Consider the following 15944-nt stretch of genomic DNA (forward strand, 5'->3'; position numbering starts at 1 on the left):
GGAATACCTCCTAGGCAAGTCCAATTTTTGTAAAGATTTGATCAACATTCTTCAAATGATAGGTATAATCAAAGCAGTCATCGATTTCTTCCTGTGTTAATTTACTGGTAATCCGCTCATCCTGCTCTACCAATTCCTTAAAGGAAGTTGCTGTTTCCCAGGCTTCCATGGCTTTAGGTTGCACAATATCATAAGCTTCCTCCCGCGCCATTCCGTTATCGATCAGCGTTAACAATACACGTTGTGAGAAAATAACCCCGTGGGTACGATCAATGTTACGTTTCATATTTTCAGGAAATACTGTTAAGTTCTCTACAATATTGCCGAAGCGGTGCAGCATATAGTCGAGTGCAATCGTCGCATCCGGTAAAATGACACGCTCTGCAGAGGAATGCGAGATATCACGTTCATGCCACAAAGCAACATTTTCATAAGCCGTTACCATATAACCACGGATCACCCGTGCCATCCCTGTCATATTTTCGGAGCCAATCGGGTTACGTTTATGCGGCATCGCAGAAGATCCTTTTTGACCTTTTGCAAAACGCTCTTCTACTTCTCTTGTTTCAGTTTTTTGCAGGCCGCGTATCTCCGTTGCAAACTTTTCAATCGATGTAGCAATCAATGCTAACGTTGATAAATAAGCTGCATGACGGTCACGCTGTAAGGTTTGTGTGGATACCGGTGCCGGCGATGTTCCCAGCTTTTCGCAGACATATTGTTCTACAAACGGGTCGATATTGGCATAGGTTCCAACCGCTCCAGACATCTTTCCAAACTCTACATTCTTTGCAGCAAGCTCAAAACGCTCTACATTACGCTTCATTTCTTCATACCATAAGGCCATTTTCAAGCCAAAAGTCGTCGGCTCTGCATGCACGCCATGGGTGCGTCCCATCATGACAGTATGCTTATGTTCTTTCGCTTTTTCTTCTAAAATACGAACAAAGCGATTCAATCCATTTCTTAAAATGTCATTTGCTTGTTTCAATATATAAGAAAGAGCTGTATCCACCACATCGGTAGAAGTCAAACCATAATGGACCCATTTTTTTTCCTCGCCTAATGTTTCCGATACAGCGCGGGTGAATGCAACTACATCATGACGCGTTTCCTGCTCGATTTCATAGATACGGTTGATATCAAAGGAAGCATTCTTACGCAGTTTTTTAACGTCTTCTTCCGGAATAAATCCAAGCTCGCTCCATGCTTCACAAGCTAAAATTTCCACTTCCAGCCAAGCTTTGAATTTATTTTCCTCCGTCCAGATATTGCCCATTTCTTCTCTTGTATAACGTTCAATCATTGGTTTGTTGCCTCCTCAAAAGTATGCAATTGTTTCCGTAAAGCCTCTGACGTTTCTGCTGTAAATGTAATATGACCCATTTTACGTTTTTCTTTCGGTTCTTCTTTTCCATACAGATGAAGAAAACCGAAATCATGCTTCGCAGTAAATTCGATTGCTTCCAGAAGGGATTCTCCTAAGATATTGATCATCGCGGTTGGCTGATGCAAATCGATAGGAATTAGCGGCAGTCCGCAAATTGCCCGGATATGCTGCGTGAATTGCGATACAGTACACCCTTCTATCGTATAATGCCCGGAATTATGCGGTCTCGGCGCCATTTCATTCATATAAATCGTACCCTCGCCAACAAACATTTCGATCGCAAAAGTACCAACAATCTCCATACGTTCCGCGATTTTCGCCGTCATCGCATACGCTTTTTCTTCAAGCACCGCGTCTATATCTGCTGGAGACGTTGTTTTGTAAAGAATATGGTCACGGTGTTCATTCTCCGCGATGGGAAAGAAGGTAATATCTCCTTGCTGCGATCTTGTAAAGACAACCGAAATTTCTTTATCAAAAGGAACCCATCGCTCTATTATACAATAGCCATGCTCTCGGAAAAATGCTAAAGCTTCCTTTTTATCTTCTTCTGTTGTGAGTTTTAGCTGTCCTTTTCCATCATACCCTCCCCGACAGGTTTTAATGACTGCCGGCAGCGGAATAACGGATAATGCTTCTTGACAGGCTTCCTTTGTTTTTACGATGCGAAATGCTGGTACGGAAAGCTCCAACTCATCCATCAGCAGCTTTTCTTTTTCACGGTTCTGGGTAACCTCTAAAGCCAATGCACCTTGTGGAAGCTTTCCTGCATTCTGGATAAGCTCTGCAGCATCCAGATCCACATTTTCAAATTCATATGTAATGACATCGGCTTTTTCAATTAATTCTTTTACAGCCGTCATTTCTTTATAGTCTGCAACAATCTGTTCATCAGCAACCTGTGCAGTCGGGCAATTCGGTGTTGGATCTAAAACAACAATGCGGTATCCCATGTATCTGGCAGCAATCGCCATCATTCTGCCAAGCTGACCGCCGCCAATAATTCCAATCGTCTGAGGAGGCAAGATTTGTTTAATAGGTTGCAAGCTGATCCCTCATTTCCTGAACAGCGTCTTTCATTGCTGTACGGTATTCATTTAACGCCTTTTCTGCCTTTTCATCAAATGTGCTGATGATCTGTGTTGCTAAAATAGCAGCATTCTTTGCGCCCGCTTTACCAATAGCAACTGTTGCAGTCGGTACACCGCCAGGCATTTGAACAATCGATAAGAGTGAATCGACTCCTTGAAGTGCTTTGCTTTCAACAGGCACGCCAATAACCGGCAACGTTGTCTGTGAAGCAACCATTCCAGGCAGATGTGCTGCTCCACCAGCTCCAGCAATAATAACTTTCAGTCCTTTTTCCCGTGCTTCCTGAGCATAAGTAAACATATCATCTGGCGTACGGTGAGCGGAAATAACTTCTTTTTCATAGCTGATATCTAGCGTTTCAAGTTCTTTACAGGTATGCTGCATGGTTTCCCAATCGGAGATACTTCCCATAATGACACCAACTTGAGCCATCGAATCCCTCTTTCTTTTTTTGTTGTTTTTTTTACGAATTTTAAAAGATAGTTTTTAAGATAATGTTCGGTTTTTGATTGAATAAATGAAATATCGGGTTACAGCTGACAACATTGCACGATTATTCGTTCCACCAGAAACCGTCGACAGCTATGCCTTTACATCCCCAAACTCTTACTACATCAAAAAATAAAATTGAAAACATTAAAAAAGTCCATTCACCTTCCATAAGGGAAGATGAATAGACTTGGTAAAAGTTGTTCAAAGCGTAGTGATCGGGACTTTTGAACATCCTTAATATAAGCATCATTCAACATCCGCTGTTCTTCAAACAACGGCTCATCCTCCCTCATAGTCCGGTCATTTACGGTGCCGGGTAGAAACTTCCTGAGCCTTATTCTCAAGTATATATGAGGCATTTTTCAATTGTTGAGTTTAGCATACCAAATAAAATAGAAAAATGCAAGATAATGTCGAACAATTTTAGCTTTACATGAAATTAATGTTCGGTTTTTTAGGATTGTTCTTTTTCCTGACTTTCATTTTGTTTCTGTTCTTTATTATTATTGTTCTCTTTACGCATTAATTTTCCTTTACGAACCTGTTTTACCCAGAACCCGCCGTGAATTCGTTTTGGTTCATAGGAGATAATAAATGCTTTGGGGTCAATTTCGTGAATAGTTTCGTATAATCTCAATTCATATTTTCTTGGTGTTAAAATTTGAACAGAAAGTCTGTCTCCATCCATTCCATAGGAAGACCAGCTTGTTACACCATATCCCTTTTCACGAAGACGTTGTGTAAAATTTAAATCCGGATTAGCAGATACGACATTTACGGTAATGTAACCGAGGGCAAGCTTTTCTTCAATTTTGGAACCAATGATCAAACCTGTTGCGAAACCTACCGCATAAGCAATCACATTTTGAAATTGGTTGAGGTTATCTAGTACGAGCATCAGCCCAACAACATACATCACCATTTCAAATACACTTACAAATGCGGCAATATAGGTTCTGCCCTTTAGTGTTAAAATCATACGAACCGTCATAATGGATACGTATAACACATTCACTATAAATATAATGGCTACCATAATGAGTGCATTCTCTAACATATTGATTCCCCCTTTACCTCTATTAAGTGAAAATTTATTCAGTGAAAGTCGTGTATATCCCTTGCTAAATAAGGAAAAATGATTATGTCCTCGGCTTCCTTCTCGTAATCTCTTTGTGACCTATAGCAAGTTACATTGTGGTAAAATATCATCACAAACAGAAGAAAACGCATCAAAACAAATAACAGACCATGTGAATATTTCCCTTTATTTCCTAAAATAAAACACGTTGATTTTAAGTGAAACAAGGTTCCTTTAATTTACCATATTTATAATAAACAACGCTATATAATTTTTTGTAGAAGCTTCTACTCATATTATGATTTTTCATAAGTACGTAGACCAGGTTCATTCTTTATTTCAAAAGTTTCTTTCTGTATATTTAGATATAGTTCATTCCGCAATCTCCAAGCAAGGGAAGTGAGGAAATTTGTTAAAAAATATAGCATATCTGAAATCTGGAAATGAAAAACAGCGAAAAGTATATAACATGATTGATCAATTACATATAATGAAAGATTTACAATCATACTCTCCAACATTATGTGGAACTATACCACTTGGCATAGATACAGCAAGCTCTGATTTAGATATTATTATGGAAGTGCATCACCTGCAAGACTTTGTGGAGACGGTATATGATTACTATGGCTATTACTCGGATTTTCGGATCAAGAAAAAGACGATTCGGGGCAAACCGGTTGTAAAAGCAAATTTCACTTATGGAGAGTTTGAATTTGAATTATTTGGTCAAGCTCAAGCTGTCACAGACCAGTATGCCTATTTACATATGGTTATTGAGAAATATCTGCTTGATGAAAATCCGTTGTGGAAAAATAAAATTATTGCATTAAAAGAAAAAGGACTTAAAACGGAGCAGGCATTTTGCGATATGCTTGGGTTAACTGGAGATCCTTATAAAGCTTTAATTGATTATGGACGGGGGAGACAAATCATTTAAGGCTTATCAGAAGCGGATTTCATTTCCTGATGAATCATGCGGATATCCTTTATCAATATAAAAAGAAGGATACTTTTCTCCTTCTTTTTATACGATACAGCTATTCTTTTACGCAATAACCTTTGAATATCCTACAATTTAGCGGAACTAAAAGTTTTAAACCTGCATTAGAAATCTAGTTTCCTAGAATCCTCTCAATCTCTTTCGCAATGCCTTCCTCCAAATAATCCCCAAATCGGTACAATGAAACAATTCATCTGCACTCCATAAATTATCACGGTCTAAATACATAATTTCGTTACACGACGCAATAGACCATTGTGGGTTTGGGCGCTCAATCAATTGCAAATCTTTCTCCGGCTGAATTTTACCTTCCTCCAGCACACGAAAATACCAGCCTGTTTTTAATCCATTTTCCATTTCCCGCTGTGATACCTTTCCTGGCTGGGATACCTGAATGGTTGCTTGTCCTATCTGGTAAATATCACCAATAAAAACGGAATACTCATCCATTTCCAGCACTGAGAAATTTTCTTTTTTTTCGCCTGCACGTTCTGTAAATAACTTATCTGTATCTGCTTCATTATAATGTTTGATAGGAAAAGCAAAAATACTTTTATCAAAGATAGCTTTCTTTTTTTCCGGATTCTCTTTAGCAAACCCTAATCTCGATAAAAACATCGCCTTCTTTATCTCATTCTGTTTTTGATTAAAAATCCTATGTACAAATGGTTCTTCCATAATGTCACCTTATTTCTTATACTTTTTACGCTAGCATTTTATACAACATCAACATACTTCTCCGGAAAATAACCTTTTCTAATATGTAAAAACACGGAAGTATGTTATATTAATTTCATTCTACAAATTATCGTGATATTTGAAAAGCCCCAAGGAGGAAGTAACATGACAATACAAAAAGCAACATTTGCCGGCGGCTGTTTCTGGTGTATGGTAAAGCCTTTTGATCAATGGAACGGCGTACATCAAGTAATATCCGGTTATACCGGTGGACATATAGAGAATCCTGCTTATGAACAGGTCAAGCAAGGGAATACGGGACATTATGAAGCTGTGGAAATTACGTATGATGATTCCGTGATTAATTATCAAACCATTCTCGATCTGTACTGGCCGCAAATCGATCCGACAGATCCAGACGGTCAATTTCAAGACAGAGGCGAACAATATCGGACAGCCATCTTTTATCATAATGAAGAACAAAAAGAGCTTGCTGAAAAATCAAAGCAGATACTTGCCGAGAGCGGACGGTTCGCTAAACCGATTGTAACAGAAATTAAAGCAGCCGCTGTTTTTTACCCTGCAGAAGATTATCATCAAGATTTTTATAAAAAAAGCAAGACAGAATATGAAGAAGATCGTGCGAAATCAGGCAGAGATGAATTTATCGCAGAAAATTGGCAAGCATAATCTTTACACCTATCTCAGGAGGTATTCCATTGACCAGACAACTTATCGTTACAGAAGAAATCGCCATCAACGCAAGTTCAGAAAAAGTATGGGAAGTATTAACGCTTCCTAAATATGTAGCACAATGGGACGAACTGCCCGAGGATTATCCTAAAGAGCCGATGACTGCAGGCAGCAAGGTAGTTTGGGATTTACCAAACGGGGAGCAATCTATTACAACGATTATAAAGGCAGAAGCAGAAAAAGAGCTAATCATTGATTTACATGGGACAGGTTGGAAAATCAAACCGGAACAGGGAGAAGTCGCTTATCGTTATTTATTAGAAAAGCTGGAGAACGGCACAAAACTATTTATCGAAATTGGCAACTTTGCACTTTTAGACCAGGGAGAAGCCTATTATGAAGCTTCCGTGGAATTTGCTGAAGCGTCTTCCAAAATAATAAAAGCTTTAGCTGAAAACAAAATACAATAAAATGAAACTTCACTCAGTGGGAGTTTTCGTTCTTCTCCCACTGAGTTAGCCTAAGTGATTCAGGGAGTTAGCGTCCGTTATCTCCCGCCTAAATAAATTTATTTTTACGCTTTATTTTGAGACGGGAGTTTTACGGACGGTTCTCCGTGATAAATCGATGAAGAGACCTAATAACGGACATGTTGGAAGGTCTCTTTTTTTAAAAATAGGGAAGGAGTAAACAATGAAAATAAGAACATATACACCAGCTGATGAAAAAGGGTGGCTTCAATGCCGAATTCTCGCATTTTTAGAAACCGCTTATTTTGATAATGTCTTGCGGGAAAAAGAAACATATAAATACCCTGCTATTGAACTTGTGGCAGAAGTTGATGGAAAAATTGCCGGCCTGATCGACATCGAATATGAAGTGGAGGAAGGTACCGTTTGCTCAGATGGCAGCGGATTAGGAGGTATGATTTGGCATATTGCCGTACATCCTGATTATTCCCGGCAAGGTATTGGCAGCGCGCTTTTAATAGAAGCTGAAAAACATGCGAGAATGAAAAACCTTAATCGGCTTGAAGCGTGGACCCGTGATGATAAATGGGTTCAAAGCTGGTATGAAAAGATGGGTTTCACACCTGTTGATTCGTATTATCATATCTATTTCGAAGGAGAAGAAATAAAAAATCACTTTCACTCTACAACAGACCGGCTCTCCCTTCTATCTGCTTTTGCACATTACACCAGGGAAAATCTTGACCCATTCGCTGACGTTAAAAGAAAACATCAATGTGTCTGTTATGTCAAAACATTAGCTAATGCCTATTAAAAGGGAGCACACTCCCTTTTAATAGGCTATTTTCCCTTACATGCTTGAATGAAACCTTGATAAATATTTCGTGAAGGATCATCGGAAAGATTAATCAGCCCTTCAGGATGCCATTGCACTCCTAATACAAATCGATGTATTTTACTTTCAAAAGCTTCCATCACGCCATCTTCCGCCGTAGCAGAAACCATAAAATTTTCCGCAAGAGAACGATTTGCCTGATGATGATAACTGTTCACCATCATTTTTTCTGTCTGCACTAATTTTCCCAATAGAGTCGAAGGTGTTATTTTAATAGAATGCGAACGATGATGAAAAGCTGCTTTTTGGGTATGCTGAATCAACTGATCAGGATATTGCGAATCTAAATCCTGATACATGGTTCCGCCAGTAACAACATTTAAAATTTGGCATCCTCTGCAAACACCCAGTATTGGCTTATCCTTTTCTAAAAAATAAGAGATAACTTCCTTCTCCAAACGATCTCTTTCTGGAATGATTTTACCTAGATGAGGGTGCGGTTCTTCCTGAAATAAAGATGGGTCAATATCATAACCTCCAGGAAGGTAGAGACCATCTAATTTATCAAGCAATGCAGCAATCTCCTGATAATCATCATAATACGGCAGAATGACTGGAATACCACCAGCTTGTTCAATAGCTCTTACATTTCGAAGATTCATCTTATATTCCATTCCTGCCACTTCCATCGATGCTGTTAGACCAATAACCGGTTTCATCTCATTGCCTCCTTGTATATTTTTTATGAAGAAACCAAGAACAATCATGATTCCGTCATGCATTGAAATTAATTGAAGAAAACTTTTTGCTTCCGTCCGCATTAACAGGTTAAAAACATTGAGGAGATATAGCGAATGGAGGTAAACGAAAGCTTCAGAACAAGACCTGGTAAAAATCAAGCTGACTTATATTTTTGATAATGAAAAGTTGCAGGATCTCAAGATTTTAACCATCATTCAACTTTCGCACTTTAAAAAGAAACTTCATTTCTATAGAAATAGGAGTTGATCGTTCCTTTGAAAACTTCCTTGCTAAAGAATAGCAGGTGAGGTGTATAGCACCGCTGTGGCGGACCGTTTTGCTTTCCGACGTACAGGACGTACTAGTGCAGACGTTGCAACAGGACGTTGCGACTTTAGTCTGCCTAGGGGCACGCTCTTCAGCTAACTTTTGCCAAGAAGAACGCTTGGCAAAAGTGGATCTTCAGATGGTGCTGATCCCACAGGAGTCAAAACGGTCCGCCTCCGCTAGTTAGGTGTTCTATATGTGAAAAAGCTGAACAAATAAAAGGTAGTTCAGACAGAAAAGATTTTTCGTAGTGCATGGTAAAAATGTTCAGCAATGATTACTTTTTATGCATGAAAGTTATTCTTGATGTTAATTATCTATGCTGTCCTGATTCGAACTGCTAAACCAGCTATTTGAAATAACGGAATGATCGTGTCATCAAGCGATAGATATACTATTTCGTCCAACCCAACAAGATGTTATTTCATTCTTTCGCTGTAGAATCCTAATTAAGCGGAGTGGTTGGACGGAGCGGAAGCTATACACTATCATTCGTTCAAAAAAAGCTGATTTAACTAAAAAGCAAGCATAATAAAGAAGAACTTGATAATTCTGAAACAGCAAGATATATATGCTTATTCTTAGGTGCAATAGTTGAGATCATAATAAATTCAAAATCTTGAGGTTAAATGAAAAATCAAGGTCCTCTGTCAACATAATATGAAAGGACCTTGATCTCTATCTTCATTATTTATATTTCTTTATTTGTTCATGATACCTTCTACTCAACAATTTCATAGCCTTGAGTTTGTAATAACTGGACTGATTGCTGCAGACTCACGCCTTGGCTTAAGTCTCCTCCATCAAATTCAGCTCCTGTTAATTGACTTACTTCTTCTGCGTCAGCTTCTTCATAATTTACCGTTAAACTTTCAACAACTTTATCATCCAAGTATTCAAATTCATGGGTTACCCCTTCAATTCCTTCATATTCTTCTGTATAGCCACCCATGATTTCTTCTGCTTCTTCTTGATTAGTCGCTCCTATTGTTTCATAAGGTATCTCATTGTCTGCAGTCTGTTCATAAACCATGTCACCATCTGCTTTATAAGTAAGTTTTACAATAACACCAGATTCCTCTAATTGAAGTGTTATCGTATTTTCACCATTTGGATCAAAGTCAAAATCTTGAGATTCTGCAGATGCATCATTTTCAGCGTCTGCATCCTCCTCTGAACCTGTAATTGACCCTTCTTCATCGGCGTCATTTTCTTCTGTTGCAGCAGCATCTTCCTCAGCATCTGCACTTTCGTCAGCCTCATTTTCATCTTCGGCATCATCATCTGTTGTTTCTTCTGCAGTATCATTATCATTCGTGTCTTCATCGTCATTCGAATCATCCGATCCACAAGCAACCAATACAACACTAAGGAGTAATGCAAAACATAGCATTAGCCATTTTTTCATATCTGCTCTTCCTTTCTCTTCAGTAGTTAATAATAGCATTTTTCACTATTCCACAATCATAAGAAAATTCAAACTGGTTTACAATAGGTCCAAAGCTATAAATTCATCTGTTCTGATTCATATCATTTTTTAAAATTAAACCATTTTTCCTATCCAGCAAATTTTCTAACCTCAAGCTACTTTTATACAGTACCATAGTCAATTCATCAATCAGAAAAATCAGGAAATAATTCTTTTTTCCTAGTAATATTAAAAATTTGATTTTACAAAGTCTTCAGGTAATATCTTTACTTAAGCCGCAGGGAGCTTAGTTCATGTTTCTTAAAACGCAAAAAGCATAGAAATCCTCCTCCATGCTTTAACTGATATTATCCTTAACAAAAATAGTGACTCCTGCCGAAGTCACTATTTTTGTTTCCATATCAATATATCCCGATTTATTTAAGTCAAAAAGATAAAATACAGCGCAAAGATAACAAATAAGACATACATAATCGGATGAATTTCTTTCGCACGTCCTTTTACAAGCATAGTAATCGGATAGAATATAAATCCAATCGCAATACCAGAAGCTATGCTCGCTGTCACCGGCATCATTAGCACGGTAAAAAAGGCTGGTACAGCAATTTCAAATTTATCCCAAGGAATATCCTTTAAGCTGCTTGCCATTAAAACACCAACAATAATCAATGCTGGAGCAGTAACCTCATTCGTTACCACACTTAGTAAAGGAGAGAAAAATAATGCTAATAAGAAGAACAGACCTGTAACAACAGCTGTAAACCCTGAACGTCCACCTACACTTACACCTGAGGTAGACTCTACAAATGAAGTTGTTGTAGATGTACCGACAGCTGCCCCTACGACACTTGCTGATGCATCTGCGAAGAGTGCTTTACCTGCTCTTGGTAATTTATTATTTTTCATTAATCCTGCTTTTGTCGCAACCGCAACAAGAGTTCCTGCCGTATCAAAGAAATTCACAAATAAGAATGTCAAAATAACAATCAGCATTTGCATCGTAAAAATCTGATCAAAATGAATAAAAGCTTGTCCAAATGTCGGAGCTAAGCTTGGTGCACTACTGACAATTCCGCTAAGTCCAGATGGTACTGGAATTAATCCAAAAATCATTCCAACAATGGAACTAATAATCATTCCATAAAAAATACCTGCTTTCACACCTATCGTAATCAAAATCACAGAAACAGCAATTCCAAAAATAGCTAATAACACGGGTGGGGATGATAAATCACCAAGTGCAATAATTGTTGATGGATCAGACTGAACAATTTCTGCATTTTTTAAGCCGATAAAAGCGATAAATAAACCAATCCCGGCTCCAACCGCCTGTTTTAGACTTGGCGGGATGGCATTGATAATAAGTTCACGAATTCCCGTTAAGGTTAAACCAATAAATATAATTCCTGAAGCTAAAACACCTGCAAGTGCCGTTTCCCACGGAACACCAAAACCAATTACTACGGTATACGTAAAAAATGCATTCAGTCCCATCCCAGGAGCAAGCGCTACCGGGTATTTGGCAAGAACCCCCATGATAATCGAACCAAAAGCAGCTGCAATTGCCGTTGCAGCAAATACTGCTTCCTGATCCATACCTGCTTCCCCTAAAATACTCGGGTTAACAAATAAAATATAAGCCATTGCTAAAAAGGTCGTTAAACCGGCGATAAACTCAGTTCGAAAATTTGTACCCAGTTTTTCAAACTCAAAAAATTTACTCATGAACTTTTTCCTCCATTTTCACAGGAATTTTGTATACTCACTTCGATAGAAAAGCTCCACAATTTTATGTATTCAGCCCTATTATGTACTTTTAAATAGCGCTTATTCCATAAAAAAACTCTTAATATAAATTAAGAGTTTCTATAGGAACAGCAGATGATAATCTAAAATCAAAATTATTCCCGCTGCGTAGTTAGACCATTTACGGTAGTCTAGTAGAAACTCTGGGCCTTATCCCCGAAATTATACGCATTTCTATTAATTTCACATTATCATATTACTAATATGCCTATTATTTGTCAATAAAACACGAACAAAAAACATTGTTGTCACCTTCAATATCCGTTGATAGACATTTTTCGTATTAAAATGCTAAGATATCCATTTGAAAATTGAATATTCCAACATTTAATAGTATGATTAAAAATAGAATACTATTGAAGGGAGTCATTAAAATGCGTAGAATCGCTTTGTCTTATCCATTGGGAGTGGATACACCACGTTTCGCTGAAAATCCACCTGTCAGTATGTGGCCGCAATTTTCTACAGATCGTGGGGATGTATTTAATCAATCCTTCTATTTAGCTATCAATCACTGTGGAACACATATGGATGGTGCAAATCATTTTAACCCCGAAGGAAAACAATTATGGGAAAATCCAATTGATACATTTGTTTATGAAAGCGTATTTGTAGCGGATATTCCGAAATCAGACGATGCGTTAATTACGAAAGAAGATTTAGAAGTTTTTTCTGAACAATTAGCTTCCTGTGATTTAATTATTGTTCGCACTGGTTTTTATAAATATCGAGATGATGCTGAACGCTATGGCCAGCATAATCCTGGTTTTACCAAAGATGCCGGAGATTTTCTGATGCAATTTCCAAATATAAAAGCTATTGGCATGGATCTCCCATCTGCCGCAGGTGCACAGAATGTTAATCCGCACGGTGTCGAATTCCATCAGTCTGTACTAGGCTTAGGAAGAGACGATGATCGTGCTATTTTAATTATTGAAGATATGAAATTAGATGAAGATTTAACTGGGGTTGAACGCGTATATGCCCTCCCGCTTCTTTTAAAAGGGTTAGATAGCGGACCTTGTACCATTTTAGCCGAGCTTGCAGACTAGACGAAAAAGCACCTGTCTAAACTTACAGATAGGTGCTTTTGACTTAACCTGCTCACCAAATTTTCCTAACTTGATACCTCTGTTGTATATTGCCGTATTTCAGGAGGCGTATAGCTGAAAATAAATGCTTCCATTTCTTCCAGAGAGTCAGAAAACAAAATGCGCTCTCTATCCTGCTTTGATAAAAATCCGTTATCTACCATTTCATCATACAACCTCGCCAAACTGTCATAATATCCATTCTGATTAAAAAGAATACAAGGATTATTATTTTGACCGACTCTTGCCCAGGATATTACTTCTGCGATTTCTTCTAATGTTCCTGGACCACCAGGTAAAGCTATGTAACAATCACCCAAGGCAATCATTTTATTTTTCCGTATGGTCATCGAATCAACAATTTCTAATGTGGTTAAACCCGGATGACTCAGCTCTCTTTCCACTAAGAAATCCGGAATAACCCCAATAGCTTCTCCCTGATTTGCTAATACTTCATCCGCTACAACGCCCATTAATCCAGCTTTTCCACCGCCATACACTAATGTATGCTTTTTTTCAGCAATCCACTTTCCAACTTTTTTGGCAGCTTCCTGATAAGCCGGGTCTGTACCAAGGCTTGCGCCGCAATAAACAGCGATATGCATACAAATTCCCCCATTTCATTCATCTCATATTTTATAGAAAAATAACTCATTTTACAATGTAACCCTATAAGATTTCAACATTGTGTATACTAACCTAAAGTATATAGAATGGCTATGACAGCCCCAAAATGAAACTCTATTAAAGTGCGTGTTCAAAAAGTCCGATAAATAGGACCAAGTCGGCTAAGTTCGCGACGTCCTGGGGTTGGGGCTGCGATTACTCGTCCCATCGTAAAGAGTTGTGCGTCGAAAGTTCAAGGCGGCGCAGCTTTGAGGAACGGACTTTCACAGGATGTGATGACTTCTGTGTTGTCCACAGGACGTGGACGGTCTTAACAGAAGTTCCTCTATGTTTTTAGATACGTGAGTAGCGGAAAAGCAAGCCAACGCAGAAATTCGCCGTGTCATTTTTATTGGACTTTTTGAACTTCCTCTTAAAGAAAGCTCCATACAATAGAAGCTGTGTATGGAGCTTTCTCCGCTGTATATTCCATTATCGCAAAGCTTGTTTCACCTGCCGGATATAATAAAATCGGACAATAAAGAAATAGACGATTTGAATAACTAAGAACAGACCAAGCACCATTGCAGATTCCTTTACTAGATTGTAAAAAAACATATTCGACAATGCAGTCAATGCTACAGCTCCATGAACGAGTGCTACCGCAATTGGTGCAAAGAAAAGAAGCGCAGTTTGTCTATTTAATACCTTCTTCAATTCTTTCTCTGTCAGCCCCATTTTCGTGATTGCCTGGAATTTTTTCTTATCCTCATCTAAATCAGAATAGAGTCGGAAATAAAGAAAGCTTCCGGCTGATACGAAAAAGACGATTCCTATAAATAAACCGACAAATAGAATTGGTCCATAAGCTTTATTTACTACATATTCTTCATACTGACCTATGCTGATTCCTTCTGTAGATAATTCCTTATCTAATTTTTCTGCAATCTGTAAAGGAATCTCATTATCCCCCTCTTCTTGCCAGGCATAGTAATTCTCCTCTGCCGCAGATTGGGGCAAGCTTTCAAAATCATGATCAGAAACAACATAGTACTCTGCAGTAGAAGGTAATACATTGGATAATACTAAGTGTGCCGGTTTTAAAATAGTATCTCCATCTAATTCAAGCACCGCATCCTTTAGTATATCCGCTTCCTCTAAATCCGAAATGTCCCCACCGATACCAAGCAAAATCATTTCAGGACTTACCAAAACAGTAGCTCCATCTTCTATCTGGAGTGTTTCATTATCACTTAAATCGGCAATTCGATTATAATCGGATTCCTTAGTAATAAAAATTCGTGATTCATCAGGCAATTCATAGTAATGAAGCGTTATTTGCTCCTTATCCATGTCCATATTTGCTTCCTGCAGCGTTTCGTCAATATAGGAAACGTTTGCTTCTTCATTTCCAGTTTCATAGTCCTGATAGGAAATAGTAGTTTGATGCACCTGTTTTATTCCAGCAGTAAGATAAGACTGAAACCCATACAACGAACCGATGGCACTAAACGCGACAGTGGAAATAATTGCTACTAAGAAAAATGATCTTGCATTATCCTTCATTCTAAAAGAGAGATCGGATAATAAAATCATATTTGTCTTATACCAGAAAACATTCTCATTTTTCTTTAATCGCCGGATGAGAAATACACTTAATTGTGTAAACAGAAGATACGTCCCAATAATGACAACAATAACAACCGGAACTAAAGCAGCAAACACTTCTAGTCCCTCGACTGTTAAAGCAACAACATACCCTGTTCCAAGCAGGAGAACTGCTAAGATGGTTAAAAAGACATTTGCTTTTGGCTCGCCTTTTGACTTTTTATCACCTTTGATTAAATCAATTAATTTACGGCTCCGTAAAATATACGACACAAATAAAGAGATCAAGAAAAATAACACGATAAAGCAGCCAAACGTAAGCAGGATAGGCTGGGTTGGAAAGTAAAAAGGCAGTTCATTATCAATAATGAGTACATTTTCAGCAATCAATAAAATACCTTTGGAAAAAACCAGACCTAATCCGATGCCGCCAATGGTAGCCAGCAGGCCGATAAACATATTTTCCAGGAAAACCATGGAGCGGATTTGTTTCATGCTCATTCCCTGGATCATCAATAAGCCGAATTCTCTTTTCCGCGACTGTAAGAATGAACTCATCGAATAAAGCACAAAGAACAAAGAAAACACATAGATAATCCCTGCGG

15 protein-coding genes and 2 riboswitches are annotated in these 15944 nt (G+C 38.2%); of the genes, 5 read left to right on the forward strand and 10 right to left on the reverse strand.

The features are described 5' to 3' along the window. Positions 1-10: 10 nt before the first annotated feature. The 4 genes from purB to BN986_RS23490 all read right to left on the reverse strand — a co-directional run bounded on the left by purB (position 11) and on the right by BN986_RS23490 (position 4031). Positions 11-1306: an adenylosuccinate lyase gene (gene purB / locus BN986_RS23470; protein WP_040984813.1), complete on the reverse strand. Its 1296-nt coding sequence runs from the start codon at positions 1304-1306 to the stop codon at positions 11-13. Beyond that, a complete protein-coding gene (gene purK, locus BN986_RS23475; RefSeq protein WP_040984816.1) occupies positions 1303-2436 on the reverse strand; it encodes a 5-(carboxyamino)imidazole ribonucleotide synthase in 1134 nt (377 codons plus the stop codon). The genes purB and purK overlap by 4 nt, the downstream gene beginning before the upstream one ends. After that, complete coding sequence (gene purE, locus BN986_RS23480; protein WP_040984818.1) at positions 2423-2914, reverse strand: 5-(carboxyamino)imidazole ribonucleotide mutase; 492 nt, start codon at positions 2912-2914, stop codon at positions 2423-2425. The genes purK and purE overlap by 14 nt, the downstream gene beginning before the upstream one ends. A 332-nt stretch (positions 2915-3246) precedes the next feature. Further along, a riboswitch (purine riboswitch) is annotated at positions 3247-3348 on the reverse strand. 80 nt (positions 3349-3428) lie between these two features. Further along, positions 3429-4031, reverse strand: coding sequence for a DUF2179 domain-containing protein (locus BN986_RS23490; RefSeq protein WP_040984822.1), 603 nt, complete (start codon positions 4029-4031; stop codon positions 3429-3431). 430 nt (positions 4032-4461) lie between these two features. Between BN986_RS23490 and BN986_RS23495 the strand changes: the two genes are divergently transcribed. Continuing rightward, positions 4462-4992 (forward strand): DUF4269 domain-containing protein, encoded by a 531-nt coding sequence (locus BN986_RS23495; protein WP_040984824.1) that lies wholly within the window; start codon positions 4462-4464, stop codon positions 4990-4992. A gap of 183 nt (positions 4993-5175) precedes the next feature. Here BN986_RS23495 and BN986_RS23500 read toward each other — a convergent pair whose 3' ends face one another. Continuing rightward, positions 5176-5733, reverse strand: a complete 558-nt coding sequence (locus BN986_RS23500) for an MOSC domain-containing protein (RefSeq protein WP_040984826.1) — start codon at positions 5731-5733, stop codon at positions 5176-5178. Positions 5734-5898: 165 nt separating this feature from the next. Here BN986_RS23500 and msrA point away from each other — a divergent pair, with 165 nt between their 5' ends. From msrA to BN986_RS23515, 3 genes are all read left to right on the forward strand, one after another. Continuing rightward, positions 5899-6423: a peptide-methionine (S)-S-oxide reductase MsrA gene (gene msrA / locus BN986_RS23505; RefSeq protein ID WP_040984827.1), complete on the forward strand. Its 525-nt coding sequence runs from the start codon at positions 5899-5901 to the stop codon at positions 6421-6423. Positions 6424-6452: 29 nt separating this feature from the next. Then, positions 6453-6896, forward strand: coding sequence for an SRPBCC domain-containing protein (locus BN986_RS23510; RefSeq protein ID WP_040984828.1), 444 nt, complete (start codon positions 6453-6455; stop codon positions 6894-6896). Positions 6897-7119: 223 nt separating this feature from the next. Next, positions 7120-7710, forward strand: coding sequence for a GNAT family N-acetyltransferase (locus BN986_RS23515; RefSeq protein WP_040984829.1), 591 nt, complete (start codon positions 7120-7122; stop codon positions 7708-7710). 26 nt (positions 7711-7736) lie between these two features. Here the strand turns inward: BN986_RS23515 and BN986_RS23520 are convergent, their stop codons facing one another. The 3 genes from BN986_RS23520 to BN986_RS23530 form a co-directional block, all read right to left on the reverse strand. Beyond that, entirely contained in the window at positions 7737-8450 is a 714-nt protein-coding gene (locus BN986_RS23520) for a gamma-glutamyl-gamma-aminobutyrate hydrolase family protein (protein WP_040984830.1), read from the reverse strand. 1070 nt (positions 8451-9520) lie between these two features. Further along, positions 9521-10207, reverse strand: coding sequence for a YehR family lipoprotein (locus BN986_RS25950; protein ID WP_187378614.1), 687 nt, complete (start codon positions 10205-10207; stop codon positions 9521-9523). 441 nt (positions 10208-10648) lie between these two features. Further along, positions 10649-11953 (reverse strand): NCS2 family permease, encoded by a 1305-nt coding sequence (locus BN986_RS23530; RefSeq protein ID WP_040984831.1) that lies wholly within the window; start codon positions 11951-11953, stop codon positions 10649-10651. Between the two features lie 170 nt (positions 11954-12123). Next, a riboswitch (purine riboswitch) is annotated at positions 12124-12224 on the reverse strand. A gap of 184 nt (positions 12225-12408) precedes the next feature. On the opposite strand from BN986_RS23530, the gene BN986_RS23535 reads away from it, so the two are divergent. Continuing rightward, complete coding sequence (locus BN986_RS23535) at positions 12409-13086, forward strand: cyclase family protein (RefSeq protein ID WP_040984832.1); 678 nt, start codon at positions 12409-12411, stop codon at positions 13084-13086. A 65-nt stretch (positions 13087-13151) separates the two neighbouring features. On the opposite strand, the gene BN986_RS23540 is transcribed toward BN986_RS23535, so the two are convergent. Both BN986_RS23540 and BN986_RS23545 read right to left on the reverse strand, forming a co-directional pair. Beyond that, entirely contained in the window at positions 13152-13730 is a 579-nt protein-coding gene (locus BN986_RS23540) for an LOG family protein (RefSeq protein WP_040984833.1), read from the reverse strand. Between the two features lie 493 nt (positions 13731-14223). After that, positions 14224-15944, reverse strand: a 1721-nt coding sequence (locus BN986_RS23545; protein WP_040984835.1) for an ABC transporter permease, incomplete at its 5' end; no start/stop codon positions are given.

Origin of the sequence: Oceanobacillus jeddahensis (assembly GCF_000750635.1) — a bacterium.
GTDB lineage: Bacteria > Bacillota > Bacilli > Bacillales > Amphibacillaceae > Oceanobacillus > Oceanobacillus jeddahense.